The organism is Fulvivirga lutimaris, assembly GCF_009711525.1.
Taxonomy (GTDB): domain Bacteria; phylum Bacteroidota; class Bacteroidia; order Cytophagales; family Cyclobacteriaceae; genus Fulvivirga; species Fulvivirga lutimaris.
This window is the reverse complement of record NZ_SMLV01000422.1, coordinates 1-22,496: the sequence shown is the minus strand read 5'-3', so window position 1 is coordinate 22,496 and position 22,496 is coordinate 1. Positions and strand designations below refer to the sequence as shown.

The window sequence follows — 22,496 nt, the reverse complement described above, 5'->3', positions numbered from 1 at the left end:
GCTCTGTCCTGTTTAAGCCAATTTATGCTGATAGGCATATTTTATTAATGCCACTATATTAGAACATTCGGTTTTTTTGAGGATATTCTTTCGGTGAGTTTCTACGGTTCTTTCACTAATGAATAGTATATCGGCTATTTGCTTGGTGCTGTACTCCTTAACTATAAGCCTTACTATTTCTTCTTCTCGCGGGGTTAATACAGAATTGTCGTTGTCATCAATCCCCTGAATGAGTAGGTCTGCAATATCATCGCTTAAAAATTTCTTGCCCCCTGTCACTTTTGATAACGCCTTCAATATACTTTCATGCGAGTCACTTTTTAAAACATAGCCATCAATACCCTTTTTAAGAAGGTCTTTTACAATATGGGAGTCATCGTGCATACTCAAAACGATCACCTTTAAATCGGGAATTACAGACTTAGCAATTTGAATCAGCTCACTGCCGTCCATTCCATCCATTTGATAGTCGGTAATTAAAATATCATAGTCATTGTTAATGAGGAGTGTTTGTGCTTTTTCCGCATTATTAGCAGTATCAACCACGGAGTAAAGCTCTGATGAATTAATCAGGTTCTTAGTGCCTTCCAGCAATATTTGATGATCATCAACGAGTAAAATCCGGTATTTTTCCATGAGCTTCAGTCGTTGAAGATATCGATTATCAAATAGTTTCACAATACAACTTTTTGTATCTAAGCTATTTTACTCCTCCCAGAATCGGAATCCCTTCTGGTAGGTAATTTGCAATACCTATAAACAGGTATAGATTTATGTATTGGTCAGATTTGAAATAAGGTTTGATATTGGTAGGTCAATTAAAATCGAATTGCCTTTTTTGTTGGGAATGGAGTTGATTTCACAATGAGCATTGATTAGACTTAGTCTGGTATTTATATTTCTCCAACCATTACCTTCACCATTTTCAAGCTTTCGCTTATCAAACCCTGACCCATCATCTTCAATTGATAACACCAGCTCGTTATCATGACCCGTAATATCAATCACTATTTTGTTGGCATCCCCATGTTTCAAAATGTTTGAAATAAACTCCTGAATTATCCTGTAGATGGAGATTTGAGCAACCTCATTTAATTGAGGCGCATCAAGATGACTAAACTGAACTTTGACCTTGCCTGCTCTATTAATCTTTATTACTAATTCCTCTATTGCGCTTATCAAGCCCTCTTTAACCAGTGTCTGAGGCATCAGGTTAAAGGCAATATTTCTTATCTCGGTATGAATATCTTTTAACAAAGACCGTGAGTTCTCATACAGGCCGTCCTGTTTCTCAGCATCGTTTGTTGTTTTTAAAGATTGAATATTCACTTGCAATGCAGCTATTAACTGCCCCATGCCATCATGAAGGTCTGCGGCAAACCTTTTTCTTTCTTTTTCCTGAGACTCAACAACTGCAGTCATCTGTGCCTCTCGCAGCCTTATTTTCTGTTCTTGAGCTACTGCATGTTGCTTTTCAACTTCTCGCTTTCGCCAAAGGACAATACTAATAATAGTCATTATTAAAATTAATATTAAAGCAGTTAGAAGAATAGTGTTACGTTGTAACTCAAGGTCTTTGGCTTCTAATTCCGCTGCTTGAAGAGCAATTTTTTGCTCTTTTTTCTCCGTTTGATATTTGACTTCTACTTCAACAATCTGCTTTGATTTTTGCTCTTCATATAACACATCTTTGAGGCTATCATATTTGCTAAGAAAAGCCGAGCCAAGTTTAACATTGCCTAAAGCAAAATTATTCTCGGCTAATTCATAAGTAGCTTTCAATTGAAAATCAAGTGCATCTAGTGATACTGAACTTTTTAAAGCTTGCTGTGCCAACTCCAATGCCTTGGTATGTTGCCCTGATTTCCCGTAATTTTTCGAAAGCAATAAGGTGACATTTGTTATTTCAAACTGATTATCATGATCTTTATGTCCGCTGAGGGCCAAATTGTAGTACTCCTTAGCCTTACTGGTCTGGTTTAGGCTGTCAAAAGCAATTCCAATATTAGCGAGCATATATGGCTCATACCTTGAGTATCCCATATTTCGATAGCCATTTAGTGCCAATTCAGAATATTCTATTGATTCTTTAAAGCGCTTTAATTGTATCAACAGGTTCCCGATGTTCCCATTGGTAACAGTTTCACCAAATTCAGAACCTGCCAGTTTATAGAATTTTAAGGCACTTTCATAATACTCAAAGGACTTGTCGAAATCTTTCTGCTTTTTGTAAACAATACCAATATTGCCCAGAACCATTGCCGTATTAAATTCCTGTCCGTCAATAGACTCATATAATCTCAAAGATTTGAAATAATGATCCAGTGATTCAGGGTAATTTGATTTTTCGTCATAGACCAAGCCTATATTATTCTGTGCCCCGGCTAAACCGAGGGTATCATTTAACGAGATTTTTATATCAAGAACCTTTTGGAATAGCAATAATGCACTGTCCAAATTGCCTATGGCCTCGTAGTTATTTGCCAGACTATTGTATGATTGGGAAATGGCGGCCTGCGAATGTTGCTCAATCCCAATATTTAATGCCATGTTGGCAAAGTAAAAGGCGCTATCAATATCAAAATTCCTGTAATACCAAGCCAATTCATTTAAGGACTTTACCTGATCAAGTTGTGATTGAGTTGCTACTACTCTTTTTATACTATCTATTTCCTCTTGTTGGCCATGTGTTATTGAGTATGTACAAACCAATACAAGGCACAATAAAATTCTTTTCATATGTAGAATGGTAGCTTTCAAGAAACGAAAAAAGAGAATATATACCTAGTGCTAGGTATATAAATATACCACTTAATCGGGATTGAAAAGGTTTTTGATTTGAACCTATTTTGATTTTATCATTTAAACTATAAAACTATGTCTATCAGGTACTTAATTTTATCATTCATTCTAGTTCTACCGATTTCAGTTAGTGCGCAAAGCAATGCTTTGGGTAGGGGGGGAGAAAAAGGGAAGAACATCGAGTCTTTGGACCTTAAAAAGGATTTTGATGTAGTAGGCAAGGGGCTTATTAAAAAATCTGAGGTTGCTGGCATTGTTAAAGGAGCACTTCATTTCAAAACTATTACCTCCGATTATAAGCTGGTAGGTAAGGGACAAGGAAGGGAGACTGCAAAGGCCTGGGCAATTTTAGAGGGCGTTAGCGAAACAACATTACAAGAAATCTCTGATGAGTTTGCCGTGTCATTTTCAAAGAAGATTGAGGCTTTGGGAATTGAAATGAAGACTTGGGAGGAGGTTTCCTCAACTGATAACTTTCCTAAGGTTAAGGAAAAGGAAATGGAAAAAACAAAATCTACTCCTGCGACAGGACTTATTGAGATTAAAACTGCCAATGATGGTCCTCATATAAAACAGGTGATGGGTAACCCGGGTATTTGGGGTGCACTAGCCAAGGTTGGTAAGGAATTTAAAGGAAATGCCATTACATATGATATAAACATTGATTTTGCCAGGTTCGATATTGATGCAAAAAGGTGGAGAAGCCCCGGGTATGGTCCTGGATATGATTTTGTAACAACTTCAGCAGAAGCCAACGTTCTTCCTCAAGTTGGGATTGAAGCATATAATGGAGCTGGAGGCTTCGGCATGATGTCAACTAATTTAACCTTTGTAGGAAAATATGGTGAAGCAGGAACAATCAATTTGACTAAAAACATCTATGTAGTAGAAAATTATGCAACTGATATTGATAGCTATCAGGGGCAGATGCCAGAAAGAATGAAACGTATGTTCACTTTTAATACAGTTACTACAGGCACATTTGTAATCAAAGCGGATGAACAGAAATACAAACAGTTGGTTTTAGAAGCACTTGATGCATATTCTGATAATATAATTAAGCTTATTAAAACTCAAATCAGAAAGTAGTAATTAGCTCATATAAATACTAAAGGCACTGCAATAGAGATTGCAGTGCCTTTTTGTTTAAATAGAATGATAAAAGTAAAGCAATTTAATATGTGTGGCTTTTGCCTTGAGCCTTGATGAGTGTGATCTTTTTACGTTTACATTGAAAGTGCATCTACAAGCCTTATAAACAAGGTTTTAACGCTGATATAAATCTATCTTTTTCCTTTAAGTATTGATATTTAGGCCTTACCTTTATCGATTGGTGAATTGTATACAATTGACAGGGGAAAAATACGTTTTAACATTCCTGTCGTTGATAATCATTTGAATGGTCAGAATTAGGCAATATATAGTTGGCATTATTCTCGTTGTTGCGTTTAGCTCGTGTACACAACGAATGATCTGCCCTGCCTACCAAAGTGCCTTTATTCATGACAAAGCAACCTTAGATAGAAAATTCAGCTATTTTGGTGAAGACTCCATGCCTAAAATATTAGAGGCCAGCAAAGACAGACACCTTCTCATAGATCCGGTAACCTACCGTAAACGCATGCGCAGTTTACAGACGGTAGAAATGAAAGATATTTATCCTCAAAAGCCTGATTCGTTACTTTTTGATGACGAGTTTGCGTTAGCTGAACGTGAAACCAAGTCTGGTGATTTATATGATTCTGCAGCATTAGTAGCTGACAGACCTTTTGAGCCTGATGCCACCACATCTGCAAGTGATAGTGGTGTTTATGTGATCTCTTTAAAGAAGGAGAAGTTTAATATTGACCAAGAGCTTTACCTCTGGTACCTCAAAGATTTCCTTGTTTATCCTGATGTTAAGATACAAATGGAGCAGAACGCTGAAAATAATGAAGCTGCACAAAAGGAGTCTGGTGAGAAGAAAGGGTTTTTCAAGCGTCTCTTTGGTAAGAAGAATAAATCCGATAGCACTAAGTTTGATGTTGAGACATCTGCTACTGGCTTAGATGATGGAACTACCAAGAAGAAGAAATTTAGCCTGTTTAAGAAAAAGGATAAAAAGAAAAAAGAACCTGAAGAAACGGAAACTCTTGACGATCCTGCAAATACACCATCAAATGATGAAGATGATGGTGAGGAGGACTTTTAATATTAATGAAAGCCACCTTTTTATCCATTTCTCTTTTATTAATCCTTTTTACTTCTAAAAAAATTAAGGCTCAAAGCTTTGAAGCATATCTAATCGCAGGATTTGATGTTTCTCAAATTGATGGAGATAAGCTAAGTGGTTATAATAAGGGTGGTGGGGTATTTGGTGGAGCCACAGCCTTCAAATTAAACGATGAGTGGAAGCTACAACAAGAGATTACTTATTATCAGAGAGGAAGTAGAGCCACAGATCAGCAATTGAGTTTAGACAACTTTTCTATCAGGAGAGTAGACTACATTGACTTTTCACTTGTTGGACATCATTTATTTAATGACAAATGGAGTTTATTTGTAGGGGCTGGATATGGAGTCTTTATGAACGTAAAATCAGATGTTAAGGAAGATAAATCACTTTATAATGGCGACCTATTCCTAACAGCAGGACCACAATATGCATTATCAGAAGTACTGTCAGCAGCAATAAAACTACAATATTCAGTACTTCCGATTTTTGAAAATCAGGATGCCTATAACAACAGTATCAACCTGACACTGAGGTATAAAATGATTTCTAAATAATAAAGATTTGGTTTAGGCTACTCTTTCCTTACCAGCCTCCATTACAGCGTATTCCTTTACGGAATTGAATGTATTGGTATCAAGTGTGTCCTCTGCAGCACCAGTGTTTTCTGGTGTAAACTCTCCTTCTTTGTCCCACCACATTTTAGCATTTTGCTTAGATTCAGTTTTATCAACTTCAAATAAGTGAATATAAGAATCTGAAACTATCCATGGTTTTTCAACCGTGCTGTGCTTTTCGAAAATCATCTGACGCATTTGAGTCGCCATGTTATCATTTCCTTTGAAGTGAGAAACTGTGTAAGACATTGTCTCAGGCTCAGTCATTATGTTGTCCCAAAACTTTTTAGATTGTACTACCTGTGCTGTAGTTAATAGGTAACCGAAACCCTGTTCTACAGGCTCCTTGCTAATGCTACACTGTGCTTTGAATTGTTTTTTCTTTTTACCGAATAATGAATTGAGAAATGACATGTTTGTTGTTTTTGTTCTGAGTATTTGACCTACTTACTGTACGATCTTGAAACAGTAAAGTTACTTAAATTTTAAGGATTATCTGACTTATTTGCTAGTATACGCTCATATTGACCAAGAAAATCCTCCAATCGGGCAGCGGGTATCTTCTTGGCAATTATTTTCTTTTTATCATCCAACACGTATAATGTTGGAGTGGTTGTGGCATCATAACTCTCATGATAAGAGCCCGTGGCCGTTCTTGGACCGTTGACAGTTATCCAGTTGAGATTCATATCCTTTATGTACTTTTCCATCTTTACCATTGACGTGTCAGCGCTTACCGCAAATACTTCAACGTCAAAGTTGGTGCTGTTATAAAACTTGTTGAGGATGGGCGTTTCCTTTTTGCAGTGGCCGCAATCTGGATCAAAAAAGTAAAGAATGGTGTACTTGTTTTTAATGCCATACATGGATTTCATCTGCTTGTTGATATCCATCATCACCATATTGGGTGCCGTATTACCAATAAGGCTTAACCTTAATAAGTCAGCCCTATCTTTCAGATTCTTTTTTAATTGCTCGTTAGCCCAAAAGTCCATTTCTCCACTTGCGAAATAAATGTCATAAAGATTTACAAAAACCTCATCAAGGCCCATGATCTCTGGGTTTTGATATTTGAGGGTTGCTGTCCAAACAAGATATTTATAGGTGTCTGTGGTCTTTTTGGCTACTTCTGCCAGTTTCTTTATTTCAGCTGTTATAGTATCTGCCTGCTGGAGCAATAACCTGTCGAGATAGTCCTCTACTTTCTCTTTATAAATGCCTCTGCCTAACCTTAACAAAGAAGGATCACCAAGATCAAAATTGTCCCAAAAGTGATTGCGCATATACCAATAGCCAAACTCTTTAGGATCACTACCTTCAGTAGCTGGTGGAATGTCAATTCTTCTGTTGGCAAGAAATATTTTAGTAATTAGCTTATCAGGATGCTTGGCTATAATCTCATCCTGATGGGCCATGACTTTGTCATTTAGTACATCCAAAGCTTTTCTTGCTTCAGCTATTTGCTTGGGGTTGCTCGTGGAATCTCTAATTATAGCTACATGAGGCTCTGCTTCTTTGTTACTTTTTTGATTGAAGAAGATGTCTTCAAGAAAGAGTTGGTTTTCTATATCACCTTCTACTTTGAGATTGGCCATATAATCTTCAGTGGAAGTACTTAATTTGAAATTTTGATCATCACTGACCAAAAAATCAAATACTCGAGACTTGTTTAATACAAGGAAGTACATTCCTTCATCTAAAGCATTCTTTCCATCAAACTGAAAGTCACCTTTCGAATCTACTTTCGCAGTGTCCTTTACATAAGTGCTTTCGCCAAAGAAGTAACCCATGTAAACTGTAGTATCAGCTAGACCATCAATATGAAATTTAATTTCATACCCCTGGGCTTTTACTAAGCTGTTAAGACCAGTAAATAGAATAATAGTAAATAAAACTTTCCTCATCTTAAAACAATTCATGCAGCAAAGAAAACCAGATTTTTTGTAATTGGGTTCAATTATAATCGGTAAACGCCTTTAGACCAAAAATAATTGTCATAGTTAGACCAATGCAATAGATTTGCCGTTCATTCAAGACTATGTCAATACAGGTTCAGCAGCTCACTAAAATTTTCGGAGAACAGAAGGCTATAAATAATATATCCTTTGAAGTAGGGAAGGGTGAGATTCTTGGTTTTTTGGGACCTAATGGTGCTGGTAAATCTACCACCATGAAAATTACAACCTGTTTTTTACCCCCATCCTCAGGTTCTGTAAAAGTATGTGGTTTGGACGTGACTGAAGAACCACTTTTGATCAAATCTAAAGTAGGGTACCTGCCTGAGAATAACCCATTGTACCTTGAAATGTATGTTCGTGAATATCTGGCCTTTATTGGAAATGTACATGGTTTGAAAGGGAAGACTTTACAGTCGAGAATTGATGAAATGATTGCTTTATGTGGTCTAACCCGGGAGCAGAACAAAAAGATAGAGATGCTTTCTAAAGGTTACAGACAACGTGTTGGATTGGCTCAGGCATTGATTCATGACCCCGAAGTATTGATTTTGGATGAACCAACAACAGGTCTCGATCCTAATCAGATTGTTGAGATTAGAGCACTTATTAAGAAGATAAGCAAGGATAAAACTGTAATCTTCAGTACACATATAATGCAGGAAGTGCAGGCTTTATGTGACAGAGTGGTGGTAATAGATCGAGGTGAAATAGTGGCCAATGACAAAATAGAACAACTCAAATCTAAGCAGGTGGAAGTCGCTACAGTTTTGGTTGAGTTTGAAGAGAATATTGGTGTGGAGGGCTTGTTGTCAATTGAGGGTGTAATATCTGCTGACCACATCACTGAAAATAAAATTAAGATCAAGGCAACAACTGAGTCTGATATTAGACCGAAGATTTTTGCTTTTGCCTCGAAGCATAATTTCACATTGCTGGGACTTCAACAGGAAGAAGTAACAATGGAAAATGTATTTCAGGAATTAACCAAAAACAAGAATGTTTGAAATACTAAGAAAGGAGCTTAACGGATTTCTTAATTCATTGATTGCCTATATCGTAATCAGCGTTTTTTTAACAGGTATAGGCCTATTAATGTGGGTGTTTCCTGAAACATCGGTATTGGAATATGGGTATGCCGATATGGAAACCTTGTTTGCATTAGGGCCATATGTATTTATGTTTTTAATACCTGCCATAACCATGCGTATGTTCGCTGAAGAGAAGAAGGCTGGAACAATAGAGCTGCTACTAACAAAGCCACTTACTGACTGGCAAATTATATTGGGTAAGTACTTTTCAGGATTCTTGTTGGTGCTATTTGCACTTATACCAACGCTTGTCTATTACTATACTATTTATCAGCTGGGTAACCCTGTAGGTAATGTTGACACAGCGGGAGTTGTGGGCTCCTATATAGGTCTTGCACTTCTGGGAGGGGTGTTTACATCAATTGGTGTGTTCTCATCATTAATTACCACCAATCAAATTGTATCCTTCATAATAGCAGTATTTCTATGTTTCATATTCTACACAGGTTTTGAATCCCTGGCTTCTATCAATGTTTGGGGCGCAGCGTCTTTGTTTTTAGAGCAGTTGGGTATTGTATATCATTATAGAGCAATGAGTAAAGGATTGCTTGATACAAGAAATTTGATTTACTTTTTGAGCTTAATCAGCGTGATGTTAATGTTTACCAAATTTATTTTAGGAAGTAGGAGATGGTAAAATTGGACTCAGCAAAACTCGAAGATATTCTAAAATTACTGATTGGACTGGTGCTGATCATTTGGATCAACTTATTGGCCTCTTCATACTTTGGCAGAATAGATTTAACGGAGGAAAAGCGATACACCATTAAACCAGCCACTAAGAAGCTTTTAAGCGATTTAGATGATGTGGTAACCATTGAGGTTTACTTGGAGGGTGAGTTGAATGCAAGCTTTGAAAGAATGCAGAAGTCTATTAAGGAAACGTTAGAGGAGTTTAGGATCTATTCAGACAACAAACTTCAATATTCCTTTGTCGATCCCTCTTCTGCATTAAATGAGCAAGCCAGAGGTGAATTTATGCAAGGGCTTATGGCTAGAGGCATTCAGCCAACCAATGTTATTGATAAAAGGGATGGCAACAGGGTTGAGAAGTTGATATTTCCAGGCGCCATTGTATCCTATGGAGGTGTAGAGCAAGGAGTTATGTTGTTAGGAGGAAACAAGGCGGCCTCATCTGAAGAAAAAATCAATCAATCTATTGAAGGCATTGAATATAATTTGGCATCCACCATTCATGGATTAACCAGTATTGAAAGAAAATCTGTAGGGGTTATTAGAGGGCACGGTGAGCTGGATGAAGTGGAGATGGCAAGCTTGCTCACATCATTGGACGCTAACTATAATCTGAGTTTTATCGATGTTAATAAGCCTCTGCCTTCTGTGGGAGCTGTTTTGCTCGCAAAGCCAACGTCATCATTTACTGAGATAGAAAAATACAACCTAGATCAATATTTAATGAATGGAGGTAAGCTGTTCATGCTTTTGGATAAACTTCAGGCGAATATGGATAGCGCTTCCAGTGTGTCAAACTACTCTTTTCCCTATAATTTGAACCTTGATGATATGCTGTTCAAATATGGTATTAGAATTAATAATGATCTGATTCAGGATAATAGCGCTTCTAACTATCCTGTTAATGTTGGAAATTTTGGTGATCAGCCTCAGATTAAAATGATAAAATGGTGGTTTTATCCTATCATCAATCGCTATGGTGATCATGTGATTACCAGAAATATGGATGCCGTGATTGGTAAATTTGTGAGTACAATAGACACGGTAAAAGCAGATGGTGTTAAGAAAACACCACTTATGTTTACCTCAGAGTACTCAAGGTCTATGACCGCTCCAGTTAATGTATCACTTCAGGACCTCAGAAAAACCTTGACCCCTGAAATGCTCAATGAGGCTAATCTTCCTGTTGCCTATTTAATGGAAGGGGAATTTACATCATTATATAAAAACAGATTTAAACCTGAAGGAGTTAACGATCAGCAGTTTAAGGATCAAAGTGATACAGATGCCAAAATTGTAATCGTAAGTGACGGTGATATTGCTAAAAATGATGTAAATCCACGAACGGGAAGTCCTCAGCCACTAGGTTTTGACCCATTTTCTGGTGTGGATTATGCAAATCAGGAATTTATCCTGAATACACTTAATTACCTTGTTGATGATGAGGGGCTGATAACAGCTAGGAATAAGCAGATTAAAATTAGGCCGTTGGATAAAGTGAAGATTGGTAATGAGAAAACGAAGTGGCAAATGATCAATTTGGTACTTCCTATCATTTTGCTAATTGGCTATGGCGTTATTCGCTTTTATCTTAGGAAGAGAAAATATACTGGCTTCAAGACAGATTAATGCAACGAAAGAAAAACATACGCCTGATCATCGTTTTGATTGTTTTAGTGGCAGTCACAATAGTCACTTATTTCATTCAGAGTAATGATACCAATACCAGCATTGATAAAACCCTGTTTGTTTATCAAAATACAAACGAGGTTGATCGGGTAACTATTGAATCTCAAGGAGCTCAGGTTGATTTGAGTTTTGGAAACAATCAGTGGACTGTTAACGAAAGATATAAAGCAGATCCCCAACGTATCAGTGTTCTTTTTGCCATTCTCAAGCAAGTATCTGTGCGCAGAAAGGTTGCAAAAAGTCAGGAAGAGCAAATTACAGAGCGTTTTGCTAGCCAAGGAGTAACAGTATCCTTGTTTGAGCAAGGTCAACAGGTAAAGCAATTTATGGTACTTGGTGAGGAAGATAAAGGGCTTTCTTATATGACTAATTCTGAAGCAGATGAAAAGTACCTGGTTGAGATTCCTGGGTATAAGAGTTATCTTGCAGGGTTGTTTGAGCTGGATGCCAATGGCTGGCGAAATCCATTAGTGTTTGATATCAATTGGGCTAATCTGGTTTCTGTTCAGGCTGAGTATATAGGTAAAGAGGCCAATGGATTTACCATTGGGTTTGATAATCGAGATTATGGCATCGCAGGAATGCAAACGGACTCTTTAAAACTGACAGATTATCTTGATGATGTGTCATTACTGTATGTTAATGATTACCTTGCCGATGCCGAGGTTGAAACTTATAACGAATTGGCCAGTCAACCAAAAGCTAAAATCACAATTAAGGATGTTGGCAGAAATAACTATTCACTCACCATTTTTGATAAGGTACAAAATGGGGATTATTTGGTTTTAATTGATTCTTTAGATTACGCTTTGATGCAGGAAGGTCTTATCAACCGAGTAACAAAACCAAAGCAATATTTTAGGGTAAATCAAAGGCCGCAATAAAGTATTCACACGTTTCCTAAAAATGATTTTATTTTTAACTTTACCGAGCTTTAAAATAAACCACTTTAACTAACTTACATATAATGAAGTTTATTGTTTCTTCGTCTGTATTGCTTAAACAACTTTCAGGTATTAACGGTGTTATCACAACTAATCCTGTTGTTCCGATCCTTGAGAATTTTTTGTTTGAGATAAGTGAGAATAAGTTGGTGGTTACGGCTTCTGATTTGCAGACCTCAATGATCACTGAATTAGAAGTTGAATCTAAGGAGAGTGGCAACATTGCTGTTCCAGCAAGAATTCTACTTGAAACTTTAAAGAACCTGCCAGAGCAGCCTGTAACGTTCACTATTGATGAAGATTCTTACAGCATTGAAATAAGCTCTGATAATGGTAGATATAAGTTAGCAGGTGAAAATGCTACAGATTTCCCTAAAGTGCCAACGGTATCAGATGACTTTTCTGTAGACATGTCCACTGATGTGTTATCAAGCGCCATTAACAACACCATTTTTGCAACAAGCAATGATGAATTGAGACCAGCTATGACGGGGGTTTATATGAACCTTACAGATTCTAACTGCACTTTCGTATCTACAGATGGTCATAGGTTGATAAGATACAGAAGAGTAGATGTAGCTTCTGAAAATGGTAACGCTATCATTATACCGAGAAAGGCGCTCAATCTTTTAAAGACTACATTGCCTTCAGAGAATATCAATGTTACTGTAGAGTTTAATGTGTCTAATGCGTTTTTCAAATTCGGTAACATTAAAATGATATGCCGATTAATTGATGAGCGTTTCCCTGATTACGAAAATGTAATCCCACAACAGAATGACAATAAAATGACAATCGATAAAGGTGAGTTTTTGAGCTCATTGAAACGTATTGCCATTTATGCTAATAAAACTACACATCAGGTAAGATTAAAGATTACCGGTAGCGAGCTTCAGATTTCAGCGGAGGATTTGGATTTTGCTAATGAGGCTAATGAGCGTCTATCATGCGAGCATGATGGTGGAGATATAGAAATTGGTTTCAATGCTAAGTTCTTAATCGAGATGTTATCAAATCTTCATGCAAAGAAAATTGAGCTTCATCTATCAGAGCCTAATAAGGCGGGTCTGTTAACTCCGATAGAGAAAGATGATAATGAAGATATCTTAATGTTGGTAATGCCTGTAATGCTTAATAATTACGTTTAAGACAGCCAACTATAGCAAATAAAAAAGGGAACCAATTTGGTTCCCTTTTTTATTAAGAATATGTTAAATTAGATAACCGTTCCTGTTGCATCAATCTTAAATTCTATATTCAATTTAAAATCAACTGGTGTATTATCTACAGTGGCACTTGCCTCAATTGTCAACTCACTGTTTAATAAAATGTAGCTCTCTATAATATCAATTTGAGCTGCCGGAATATTATTAAAAGTAAAGTTAAATGCTGTTCCAGTTGTTAAAGCAACATCATTTAGTTCAAGTGAAACTCCAGTTCCCACTAAAGTTAGTGTTGCACTAGTAAGGTTAACATCTCCGTTTGGCGCTATAACATCACTTATGCTTCCGGTAATGCTCAAAATTTCAACCTCTGTAACGTCAACACCGGTTAAGGATGCGTCTATATCTTTAGAATCTGAGAAGGTAAGCACTTCACCTTCTGGTACGCTTACTGTGAATGATTCAGATGCCGTAAATTCTTGGGTGGTTGTTAATAACTCTTTTACATCATCGCTGCTACATGATGCAAAGACAAATAGAGCGAATATTATTAGAAGTAAATTGGTTTTCATAGCTGTTGAAATTAATGTTTATAGACAATGATTATAGACAAAGATACTGATTCAAGTTAAATAGTAACCGATGCTTTGACAACAAAGTAGATGTGGTAATTTTACTATACTACTTATGTTGCAAAAACCCTTTTCCATTTATCGGTCTTCGGCAGGTTCAGGTAAGACCTATACGCTAGCCAAATCTTATCTTAAACTTGCTCTTATGGGTAAGGGCAAGTTCAGGCGAATACTCGGTGTAACCTTTACCAATAAAGCCACTGAGGAAATGAAGCAAAGGATTATAAAATTCCTGACCCTTCTTAAAGCTGATGAAGAGAAGGGCCTGACTCAGGAGCTATGTGCAGAACTGGATATTAATGAGTCTACACTGAAAAGGAGGTCTAGTGAAGTGCTTTCGGAAATACTTCATAATTATAGCCGCTTTTCTGTTGTAACCATCGACAGCTTCTTCCATCAGGTGATAAGATCATTTGCCAGAGAGATGGGCCTGCAAGGCACTTTTTCTATTGATTTGGATACCGATAGTGTCATGCAGCAGGTCATAGACAGAATGCTCTCTGAAATTGGTGATGATGAGCATAAAGAAATTAAAAGCTGGCTCACTCAATATGCAGAAGAAAATGTAGAAGAAGGTGAGTCCTGGGATTTTAGGAAAGATATTGGTAAGCTGGCTAAAGAGGTTTTGAAAGATAACTTCAAACAATTCTCTGATAGGATTGTAGGTTTGGCTGACAATCCAAAGCAGCTTTTAGATATTAAAAAACAGCTTGACGTTATTCAGTTTGATTTTGAAAATAGTATAAAATCAATTTGCCTTGAAGCCATACAATATATTGAAAACAAGGGGCTTGAAATAAAAAGTTTTAGTAGGGGAACAGGAGGACCGGCAGGACTCTTTAGTAAGTTACTGAAATTTGAATGGGAGATAACTGACCCAAGAAGAGCAGCGGCCGATAACTTTGATGCATGGATAACAAAAACGAATACGCAAAGAGATTTCCTAGAACAGGTTCTTGGAGACTTTATACTTCCAAAGTACAATGAGCTGATTGATTTTTTTGACAATAATTTTATTCATTATCAGTCTGCACTAGAAGTCAAACGCTACTTCTACACTTTTGGTATTCTCAGCTATATCAATAAATACCTTCAAGTCTATAGAGATGAAAATGATGTAATGCTCATTTCTGATTTACCTGATTTTTTGAATAAAATTATATCAGACAGTGACACACCTTATATCTATGAAAAAGTAGGATCCCGCTTTGACAACTATTTGATTGATGAGTTTCAGGATACCTCCTCATACCAGTGGAACAATTTCAAGCCGTTGGTTAAAAATGCCACTGACCAGGGACAGTTCTGCATGGTGGTGGGTGATGCCAAGCAATCAATATATCGTTTCCGCGGAGGCGACTGGAAATTACTTCAGCATCAGGTTAAACACGACATAGGGGAGGTGCTAACCATAGAGAATAATTTAGATACCAACTGGAGGAGCAGTGCAAATGTCATTGACTTTAACAATGATATTTTCGAAAGGCTAAAACCGCTTATTCAGCACACTTATATAGATAATCCTTCAGAACTAATAGCCGCAAAAATGGAGGAGGTGCTTGGCAGTTTTAATGAGTCATTTCAAAAACTTCCTGAACACAAAGCCAAAGATCAGGGATTAGTTGAACTGAAGTTTATTGAGGTTGAAAGAGGAGCTGAAGAGGGTTTTAAGGATTTATCTATTGAATATACCATTCAAAAGGTTGAAGAGCTGCAGCAAGCTGGCTATGAGCTTAGGGATATAGCCATACTTACAAGAACAACACAAGAGGGAAAAAACATTGCCAGGGCTTTTATAGAGCATAGTACCTCAGAGAAGGCCATTGCTGGCCTCAGGTATGATGTGGTGAGTAAAGAAGCACTTTACTTAACAACCAGCCATGTGGTTCAGTTTATAATTTCGGTTATCAAATGGCTGCACGATGAAAAGAACAAAATAGAGCTGGCGCATTGGTTTAGCACCTATTTGAAATATTTAAAAAAATCAGTTGATGACGAGAGTGAACTGTACTTTCAGCTTAATAATTGGGCTGAAAATGTGCCCACTGATTTCGTTAAATTAAGACATCAATTAAAATCATTGCCGCTGTATGAGCTGGTAGAGGAGCTTTGCAGAATTTTTGAGCTTTCAAAAGTCAAAGAAGAATACACCTACCTTCAGGGCTTTCAAGATGCAGTTTTAGAGTATTCGAAAAATGAACGTGGTGACATTGCGGCTTTTTTAATTTGGTGGGAAGATGTAAGGAAGAATAGATCAATAATCGTTTCGGATGAAAACAATGCGGTTAAAGTATTGACCATACATAAATCCAAAGGTCTTGAATTTCCCGTGGTCATCATTCCATTTTTAAGCTGGTCATTGGATAAACAGAATAATGCAGTTGATAGTATTATGTGGTGCGAAACCATCGATAAGCCACCATTCAATTTAATGCCAATGGTGCCCCTGAAGTATGCAACAGCACTTCAAAACACGTATTGGGCCGATGAATATCATCATGAGAAATTAAAGAACCTACTTGATAACCTGAATGTGTTGTACGTAGCTGTTACCAGACCGGAATCAGCGTTGTATATAACGGCACCCAAAGGAAAAGAAGGTAGCCTAGGTCGGGTAAATGAGCTGTTGTACTCACTTGTGAAGGGGCAGGAGCAATGGGACGTTGAAACTCAAAAATATACTTTAGGAAGACTTCCTGATCCTATTAAGTCTGGCCGGAAGAGTAATGAAGTGACCCTGAAAGACTACAGCTCTCACAGCTGGAGAAGTAAAGTCCGCCTGCAAATGCGTGACTCAGCAAACCAAAACAAGGAGCATTTTAACGAGGCCGCTGCATATGGAATTAAGCTGCATGATGCATTAAGCAAGATACGCAATGCTGATCAGATTGATCAGTTTAAAGAACATCCCTTATTTTCTGATTTGAACAAAACTGTATTAGCACTGTCAGAGTATTTTGATAAGTCGTGGGAGATAAGAACTGAGGTGCCAGTATTGCTCCCTAATGGCGATATGCGAAGAATTGACAGACTGAATCAGAGAGACAACAAGGTGGTACTTATTGATTACAAAACAGGTAGTGAGCGTGATAAGGATAAATCGCAGATGCAGGAATATATGCGGCTTGTAAGCCAGATGATTAAAAAGCCTGTTGAAGGATTGCTTTTTTACCTGGAGAGTCAGGAAATATTGAAAGTGGAAGGAGGTCAGCATGAAGCATAAAACTTTTATTGAGGAGCTGGCAATTCGGATCAAAAATGAAAATAGCCAATTGGATAATGCTGTGGTTATTTTTCCAAATAGAAGAGCGGGACTGTTTTTTAGAGATGAGCTTTCTAAACTCATAGATCAGCCAGTTTTTATGCCGGAGGTATTTAGTCTGGAAGACTACCTTATGCAGTTTACCCACCTCGAGAAGATCGATACACTCGAAGCTATTTTTGAGTTATATGAGGTTTACAAAACCTTCCCAAATCGTAATGAGACTTTTGACAAGTTTTTCTTTTGGGGTGAAATGATCCTCAGGGATTTTGAAGAGATAGATCATTATCTGGTAGATACCAAACATCTGTTTACAGGTATTAAGTCTCAGAAGGAGTTAGATGAGGCTTTCTATTTCCTTGATGATGAGGATAAGGAAATTATCCAGTCGTTTTGGAGTAGCTTTCTGCCCGATACCACACAAACTCAGAAGCTATTTTTGGAGACTTGGAGAATATTGCTGCCTCTGTATGACGGGTTTAAAGAGAGGCTTAGGCAACAGGGCAGGGGCTATGGAGGGATGATCTACCGAACTTTAGCTGAGCAATTAGAAAAAGATAAAATTAAAACTGATAAGAAACTATATTTCGCGGGTTTCAATGCACTGACAAAAAGTGAAGAAGCAATTTTTAAATACTTTGTTAGAGAATGCGCTGCTGAAATAGTCTGGGATTTGGATGCTTATTATTTCAACGACCCGCAGCAGGAGGCAGGCACTTTTTTACGTGAGTATTCAAAAGACACATTGTTGGGCAAGACCTTCCCTAAAGATGCTCCGGCACTGATTGATTCTGAAAAAAGGATGACCGCAACGGGAGTTTCACTTGAAGTTGGTCAGGCTAAGGCACTTGGAGAGGTATTGGCACAAATAGCACAATCACCTGATTTTGAACCTAAGAAAACAGTGGTGGTGCTGCCTCAGGAGCATATGCTGTTTCCAGTATTACACAGTATTCCTGATGAGGTTGAAAAGGTAAATATTACTATGGGTTATCCGCTGAAGGATACTTCCATATATAGCTTGCTCGAAAGTGCCCTTGACCTGCAGAGGCTTAGAAAGGAGAGTGAGATTAAAGGCGTTAGCTTCTATCACCGTCCTGTTCAGGAGCTTTTACTTCATCCGTTGCTCAATGTAGTAGAGGAGGAGAAATCAATCAAATGGATAGAGGAGATTAAAAAGCGGAACAGAATAGTCATTCCTGCAAGTGAATTTGACTTTGAACATGAACTGCTAAAGCAGCTGTTTAAAAAGTCAGAGCAGCCAATGGATTATGTGTTACGTTTACTGCGCTCGTTATATGACTACTGGCAGGACAAGGATAAAGAACTTGAAGTAGAATTTATCAGCCGCTTTTATGAGCAAATGCAACAACTCGAGCGAATGATTGGTGACAAATCAGAAGCACTGACCTTTGAGTTTTTTACAGCACTGTTCAAACGACTGGCACGCAGTTTTAAAGTACCCTTTACTGGTGAGCCACTTGATGGACTTCAGATCATGGGGATCCTGGAGACTCGTAATCTGGATTTCGATAAAGTTTATATCCTCAATATGAATGAAGGCAGCTGGCCTGCTCAGCCTCGAAGAGGTTCATTTGTGCCTTATAATATTCGAAGGGCGTTTGATTTGCCTGTTTATGAGAACAATGATGCCATGTATGCCTACTTGTTCTACAGGCTGCTGCAGCGGGCTAGTGAGGTTCATTTTTATTACAATACAGTTTCTGAGTTCAATGTCAATGGTGAGATCAGCCGGTTTGTTCGTCAGTTAGAGGTGGAGTCTAACCATAAGATTGAAAGGAGCTTGCTTTCAAATCCCGTGAAAACTCAGACCATTAATCCTATCGTCATTCAAAAAACACCGGAGGTATTTAAACGAATGGCTCGATTTACATCAGGTTATGAGGGCATTGATCAATCGAAGCTGACACCATCAGCGCTTATTGCTTATCTCAATTGCAGGTTGAAGTTCTATTTTAAATATGTGGCTAAGCTTTATGAGGCTGATGAGGTGCAGGAAGATATGGACGCTGCTGTATTTGGCAACATCCTGCACAATGCCATGGAGATTCTTTATGGTGAGTTTACCAAAAGAGAGAAACGGGATGTTATTCATAAACAAGACTTTTTCCTGCTTGAGGCAGGTGTTGATGGTGCACTGGAGAAAGCTTTTATGAAGCATTATCATGTTGATAAAAAGGATAAGTTCAAACTGGAAGGCCGTACGATCATAGCTGCAGAGGTGCTTAAGAAATTTGCTCATCAGATATTGAAACATGATAAACAATATGCGCCCTTTAAGGTGCTTGGACTGGAGGCCAGTACCAGAGAAGGTTATCACCTCGAATTTCCTGTTAAGTCAGGAGATAAGGCGATAAAGGTCAAAATCAAAGGAATTATTGACAGGATAGATTTTAAAGATGGCAAAGTGCGGGTTATCGATTACAAAACAGGTAAGGATGAAAAGGAGTATGATAGCATTGAAGCCTTAAAAGAAAGAAAGGATATCAATAAAAATAAGACCATTCTACAGGTGTTTTATTATAGCTACCTGTACTGGAAAAAGTTTGGAGATGAGCATATGATAGAACCTGGGATATTCAATAGCAAAGATTTATTTAAAGAAGATTTTAGCTGGCGGGTGATCAACAAAAAGGGCAAATCAGAGCTTTTGGACTTTAGACCTCTAGCAAAAGAGTACGAATCATTTTTAGAAGAAATGCTCACGGAAATCTATAACCCAGAGGTGGTGTTTGATCAGGTAGAGGATGAAAAGGTTTGCACCTATTGTCCGTATATTGGTATTTGTGGGAGGTAGACTTTAACCGTCATTCCTGAGAGCGCAGCGAGTCAGGAATCTGTGATTATCATTAAAAATCTTGAATTTCGTCAAATAGATCCCTTTTTGAAGGATTGAATGAAACTATAAGATTTTCTTTCCATTCTCTTTTCCATTTCTTCATTTGTTTTTCTCTAAGAATTGCAGATTCTATGCGTTCAAAAAATTCGTAATAGATGAGATCATAACATTTGTATTTTATGGTAAAGTGGCTTCCTTCCTGGTTTTTATGCTGATAGGTTCTTGCATTTAGATTTGAAGTGACTCCAATATAAAGCACTGTTCTGGTTTTGTTAGTCATAATATAGACATACCCACCTTTTGCCATCTAATGAAAGTAATAAATTTAACAGAGATTCCTGCCTGCACAGGAATGACGATGAAACTTAGATTGGTCACTCCATTTCCACCTTTCAATACTGAGCGTTAAGTACTAGCAATATTTATAAATACCGATATTCCTGAGCACTGAACAATTACAATGCGCATATCACCATATTCATTAGAACCGTCATTCCTGAGAGCGCAGCGAGTCAGGAATCTAATCATGGAGATACCTCAACCCTTCAACCCTTCACCATCAGTCATTTCCTGCTGAATATCCATAAGTGAATTCAAAAGCTTCACTTCTTTACGAATGGCCATTTTAATAGAATAGCCAAATATGGCAGCTGCTAATAAATATGAAAGCGCTAATAAAATAATCTGCGTCTGGGTAAAATAGTTTCCAAATTCAGGCAGAAGGATATAGAAACCGACTGTATAGGCTATTAATATGCCTATTGTTACAGACCCGTGTATTTTCTTTCGGTAAGTATAGAAGCTCATGTAGCTTTTATTAACGGCAAAAGCAGTATCACTCAAATCTATTTTAGTGGAGCGATAAATACTGTGGAATTCAATCAGAATTCTTAACATCAACCCGCCAATCATTAATGCCATACCTATATGACTTAGCACTTCCTGAAGTGGGGCAACATATATAAAGAACAGGCAGATGCCCACCAGGGTGACCACCAATACTGCTGTATTACCAACGTGCATGAGCACGGCACTTCTCATCTTTTGTTGGGCCGCAGCAACAAGATCTTTAGCACTAACAGTTTGTTTGGCGCTGTCCTTTTTAGCAGCATCCCATTGCCCCTTAAAATCGTCTAATATATCACTCATTTTTTAACTTCTCTTTTAAGCTTTTTTTGATTCGATGGATCTTTACTCTGAGGTTACTTTCACTTATTCCTACTACATCAGCTATTTCCTTATATTCCAGTTCGTCCAGCACCATCATTATTATTAACCTGTCAATTTCGTTTAATTGGCCAATGGCCTGATATAGTTCTTGATGTGCATCACCATGATCTTGATGTGAACTATCCTGACTTAGTAGCTTGCTATTTTGATCGAGAGGAACCTGATTTTTAGTTTTACTATCCCTGATGTACTTTAGACAGGTGTTCATCGTAATTCTGTAAATCCATGTTTTATAACTGGAGGTACCCTTAAAGTTATCCAGAGACCTCCAGGTGTTGATGAATGTTTCTTGAGCAAGATCTTCAGCCAATTCTCTATTCCCTTTCATAAAGCCAACACAAACGTGATGAACCATCGGGTAGAATTCAGCATAAAGCCGCTCAAAGAGCACATTGTTATTGGACATTCTTTTTTAAATAATTGTTGATTTGTGAATAAAGCCACTCTGGCTGATCAAACATGATAAAGTGCCTGCTATTTTCTGCAAGGTTTATGGTTTTGTTATTCAAGTTAGCATATTGATTTTCAAAAGTCTGTTTCGCCATATCTGCTGTTGGGAAAGTAGCCCCAAGAATTAAAGTCTTTACTTCAATATCAGCAAGCGTTGGCCGTAAATCTAATTTAAGCAAATCTGTATAGCCATACACATAAGTCTTACGATCAGCAATCACTGACCAGTTGGCCAGTTCTTCTATTTTGCTCTCCGTATTGGTCATGTTTTTTGCCATGTTAAAGGCCACTTCTTTGAACTTATCATCAGACATATTAAGCATCTGATTATTATAGGGGCTGTCATATTGCAAAGCACTGGCAGGCACATTGGGCATCATCAAATCACGCATACATGGCAAGGCATCTACCAAAATCAATCCGGTGACTTCTGGTTTGAGTTCAGCGGCAAGCTCAACGGCCAGATTCCCACCCATGCTATGACCAATGATCGTTAGGTTTGACAGCTTTTCTTTTTTAATGTAATCTATTAGCTGCTGCTTGATAGGTGCGTACCAGGGAGTTCCAATAGGTTCTACCCCGTTAAACCCTGCATATGAAACAGTGTGCGTTTGATAGGAGGAGGGTAGGTTTTCTATCGTTTCATTCCAAACTGATCCGGGACTGGTAAATCCAGGTAAGAATAAGATGGGATCTCCTTTACCGTGTTTTTCTATTTGGATGGCTGATTGGCTGTAATCAAGTCCTGAAAGGAGTAGCGTAGTGAATAATAATATCGATTGTCTCATTGTCTTACTGTTTTAAATTTCCCCTTTGATCCAAAAAGACTGAGATTGTTACAATGGATGAAAAATAAAGATTAATCTGGTTCTAATGATTCGATATTATTATCCTTG

At 37.7% G+C, this 22,496-nt stretch carries 19 protein-coding genes; 10 read left to right on the top strand and 9 right to left on the bottom strand.

Annotated elements, in window-relative coordinates; translation table 11 throughout:
• Positions 1-12 precede the first annotated feature (12 nt).
• Positions 13-636 (bottom strand): response regulator, encoded by a 624-nt coding sequence (locus tag E1140_RS17180; protein ID WP_155186810.1) that lies wholly within the window; start codon positions 634-636, stop codon positions 13-15.
• Positions 637-771: 135 nt separating this feature from the next.
• Positions 772-2,739 (bottom strand): tetratricopeptide repeat-containing sensor histidine kinase, encoded by a 1,968-nt coding sequence (locus tag E1140_RS17175; RefSeq protein WP_155186807.1) that lies wholly within the window; start codon positions 2,737-2,739, stop codon positions 772-774.
• Positions 2,740-2,877: 138 nt separating this feature from the next.
• Between E1140_RS17175 and E1140_RS17170 the strand changes: the two genes are divergently transcribed.
• The 3 genes from E1140_RS17170 (at position 2,878) to E1140_RS17160 (ending at position 5,571) form a co-directional block, all read left to right on the top strand.
• Positions 2,878-3,891 carry a hypothetical protein gene (locus E1140_RS17170; RefSeq protein ID WP_155186804.1) on the top strand — a complete coding sequence of 338 codons (1,014 nt, stop codon included), beginning with the start codon at positions 2,878-2,880 and terminating at the stop codon, positions 3,889-3,891.
• Positions 3,892-4,201: 310 nt separating this feature from the next.
• Positions 4,202-4,993, top strand: coding sequence for a hypothetical protein (locus E1140_RS17165; RefSeq protein ID WP_155186801.1), 792 nt, complete (start codon positions 4,202-4,204; stop codon positions 4,991-4,993).
• A 5-nt stretch (positions 4,994-4,998) separates the two neighbouring features.
• Positions 4,999-5,571, top strand: coding sequence for an outer membrane beta-barrel protein (locus E1140_RS17160; RefSeq protein ID WP_155186798.1), 573 nt, complete (start codon positions 4,999-5,001; stop codon positions 5,569-5,571).
• Positions 5,572-5,583: 12 nt separating this feature from the next.
• On the opposite strand, the gene E1140_RS17155 is transcribed toward E1140_RS17160, so the two are convergent.
• Positions 5,584-6,045: a hypothetical protein gene (locus E1140_RS17155; protein WP_155186795.1), complete on the bottom strand. Its 462-nt coding sequence runs from the start codon at positions 6,043-6,045 to the stop codon at positions 5,584-5,586.
• Positions 6,046-6,116: 71 nt separating this feature from the next.
• The gene (locus E1140_RS17150; protein WP_185153651.1) at positions 6,117-7,535 is read right to left on the bottom strand and encodes a thioredoxin-like domain-containing protein; all 1,419 of its coding nucleotides are present in this window, start codon (positions 7,533-7,535) and stop codon (positions 6,117-6,119) included.
• 134 nt (positions 7,536-7,669) lie between these two features.
• Between E1140_RS17150 and gldA the strand changes: the two genes are divergently transcribed.
• From gldA to dnaN, 5 genes are all read left to right on the top strand, one after another.
• Positions 7,670-8,593, top strand: a complete 924-nt coding sequence (gldA, locus tag E1140_RS17145) for a gliding motility-associated ABC transporter ATP-binding subunit GldA (protein WP_155186789.1) — start codon at positions 7,670-7,672, stop codon at positions 8,591-8,593.
• Positions 8,586-9,314 (top strand): gliding motility-associated ABC transporter permease subunit GldF, encoded by a 729-nt coding sequence (gene gldF, locus E1140_RS17140; protein WP_155186786.1) that lies wholly within the window; start codon positions 8,586-8,588, stop codon positions 9,312-9,314. Before gldA ends, gldF begins: the two co-directional genes overlap by 8 nt.
• Positions 9,308-10,999 (top strand): gliding motility-associated ABC transporter substrate-binding protein GldG, encoded by a 1,692-nt coding sequence (gldG, locus tag E1140_RS17135; protein WP_155186783.1) that lies wholly within the window; start codon positions 9,308-9,310, stop codon positions 10,997-10,999. The genes gldF and gldG overlap by 7 nt, the downstream gene beginning before the upstream one ends.
• Complete coding sequence (locus E1140_RS17130) at positions 10,999-11,943, top strand: DUF4340 domain-containing protein (protein WP_155186780.1); 945 nt, start codon at positions 10,999-11,001, stop codon at positions 11,941-11,943. The genes gldG and E1140_RS17130 overlap by 1 nt, the downstream gene beginning before the upstream one ends.
• Positions 11,944-12,026: 83 nt before the next feature.
• A complete protein-coding gene (gene dnaN / locus E1140_RS17125) occupies positions 12,027-13,151 on the top strand; it encodes a DNA polymerase III subunit beta (protein ID WP_155186776.1) in 1,125 nt (374 codons plus the stop codon).
• Positions 13,152-13,219: 68 nt separating this feature from the next.
• Here dnaN and E1140_RS17120 read toward each other — a convergent pair whose 3' ends face one another.
• A complete protein-coding gene (locus E1140_RS17120) occupies positions 13,220-13,738 on the bottom strand; it encodes a hypothetical protein (RefSeq protein WP_155186773.1) in 519 nt (172 codons plus the stop codon).
• 115 nt (positions 13,739-13,853) lie between these two features.
• On the opposite strand from E1140_RS17120, the gene E1140_RS17115 reads away from it, so the two are divergent.
• On the top strand, positions 13,854-17,021 hold the full coding sequence (locus tag E1140_RS17115) for a UvrD-helicase domain-containing protein (protein ID WP_155186770.1): 3,168 nt from the start codon (positions 13,854-13,856) through the stop codon (positions 17,019-17,021).
• Positions 17,011-19,878 (top strand): PD-(D/E)XK nuclease family protein, encoded by a 2,868-nt coding sequence (locus E1140_RS17110; RefSeq protein WP_155186766.1) that lies wholly within the window; start codon positions 17,011-17,013, stop codon positions 19,876-19,878. Before E1140_RS17115 ends, E1140_RS17110 begins: the two co-directional genes overlap by 11 nt.
• Positions 19,879-19,930: 52 nt before the next feature.
• On the opposite strand, the gene E1140_RS17105 is transcribed toward E1140_RS17110, so the two are convergent.
• The 4 genes from E1140_RS17105 to E1140_RS17090 all read right to left on the bottom strand — a co-directional run bounded on the left by E1140_RS17105 (position 19,931) and on the right by E1140_RS17090 (position 22,388).
• Positions 19,931-20,227, bottom strand: a complete 297-nt coding sequence (locus tag E1140_RS17105; protein WP_155186763.1) for a GIY-YIG nuclease family protein — start codon at positions 20,225-20,227, stop codon at positions 19,931-19,933.
• Positions 20,228-20,457: 230 nt separating this feature from the next.
• A complete protein-coding gene (locus E1140_RS17100; RefSeq protein WP_155186759.1) occupies positions 20,458-21,069 on the bottom strand; it encodes a hypothetical protein in 612 nt (203 codons plus the stop codon).
• On the bottom strand, positions 21,062-21,556 hold the full coding sequence (locus tag E1140_RS17095; RefSeq protein ID WP_155186757.1) for an RNA polymerase sigma factor: 495 nt from the start codon (positions 21,554-21,556) through the stop codon (positions 21,062-21,064). Before E1140_RS17095 ends, E1140_RS17100 begins: the two co-directional genes overlap by 8 nt.
• A complete protein-coding gene (locus E1140_RS17090; protein ID WP_155186754.1) occupies positions 21,546-22,388 on the bottom strand; it encodes an alpha/beta fold hydrolase in 843 nt (280 codons plus the stop codon). The genes E1140_RS17095 and E1140_RS17090 overlap by 11 nt, the downstream gene beginning before the upstream one ends.
• Positions 22,389-22,496 lie beyond the last annotated feature (108 nt).

What these genes read in the sequence shown, in the direction of transcription:
- E1140_RS17100 (WP_155186759.1), bottom strand. Translation starts at nt 21,069, where the DNA reads ATGAGTGATATATTAGACGATTTTAAGGGGCAATGGGATGCTGCTAAA.
- E1140_RS17090 (WP_155186754.1), bottom strand. Translation starts at nt 22,388, where the DNA reads ATGAGACAATCGATATTATTATTCACTACGCTACTCCTTTCAGGACTT.
- E1140_RS17160 (WP_155186798.1), top strand. Translation starts at nt 4,999, where the DNA reads ATGAAAGCCACCTTTTTATCCATTTCTCTTTTATTAATCCTTTTTACT.
- E1140_RS17155 (WP_155186795.1), bottom strand. Translation starts at nt 6,045, where the DNA reads ATGTCATTTCTCAATTCATTATTCGGTAAAAAGAAAAAACAATTCAAA.
- E1140_RS17150 (WP_185153651.1), bottom strand. Translation starts at nt 7,535, where the DNA reads ATGAGGAAAGTTTTATTTACTATTATTCTATTTACTGGTCTTAACAGC.
- dnaN (WP_155186776.1), top strand. Translation starts at nt 12,027, where the DNA reads ATGAAGTTTATTGTTTCTTCGTCTGTATTGCTTAAACAACTTTCAGGT.
- E1140_RS17115 (WP_155186770.1), top strand. Translation starts at nt 13,854, where the DNA reads ATGTTGCAAAAACCCTTTTCCATTTATCGGTCTTCGGCAGGTTCAGGT.
- E1140_RS17170 (WP_155186804.1), top strand. Translation starts at nt 2,878, where the DNA reads ATGTCTATCAGGTACTTAATTTTATCATTCATTCTAGTTCTACCGATT.
- gldF (WP_155186786.1), top strand. Translation starts at nt 8,586, where the DNA reads ATGTTTGAAATACTAAGAAAGGAGCTTAACGGATTTCTTAATTCATTG.
- gldG (WP_155186783.1), top strand. Translation starts at nt 9,308, where the DNA reads ATGGTAAAATTGGACTCAGCAAAACTCGAAGATATTCTAAAATTACTG.
- E1140_RS17120 (WP_155186773.1), bottom strand. Translation starts at nt 13,738, where the DNA reads ATGAAAACCAATTTACTTCTAATAATATTCGCTCTATTTGTCTTTGCA.
- E1140_RS17175 (WP_155186807.1), bottom strand. Translation starts at nt 2,739, where the DNA reads ATGAAAAGAATTTTATTGTGCCTTGTATTGGTTTGTACATACTCAATA.
- E1140_RS17130 (WP_155186780.1), top strand. Translation starts at nt 10,999, where the DNA reads ATGCAACGAAAGAAAAACATACGCCTGATCATCGTTTTGATTGTTTTA.
- E1140_RS17095 (WP_155186757.1), bottom strand. Translation starts at nt 21,556, where the DNA reads ATGTCCAATAACAATGTGCTCTTTGAGCGGCTTTATGCTGAATTCTAC.
- E1140_RS17165 (WP_155186801.1), top strand. Translation starts at nt 4,202, where the DNA reads ATGGTCAGAATTAGGCAATATATAGTTGGCATTATTCTCGTTGTTGCG.
- E1140_RS17110 (WP_155186766.1), top strand. Translation starts at nt 17,011, where the DNA reads ATGAAGCATAAAACTTTTATTGAGGAGCTGGCAATTCGGATCAAAAAT.
- E1140_RS17180 (WP_155186810.1), bottom strand. Translation starts at nt 636, where the DNA reads ATGGAAAAATACCGGATTTTACTCGTTGATGATCATCAAATATTGCTG.
- gldA (WP_155186789.1), top strand. Translation starts at nt 7,670, where the DNA reads ATGTCAATACAGGTTCAGCAGCTCACTAAAATTTTCGGAGAACAGAAG.
- E1140_RS17105 (WP_155186763.1), bottom strand. Translation starts at nt 20,227, where the DNA reads ATGGCAAAAGGTGGGTATGTCTATATTATGACTAACAAAACCAGAACA.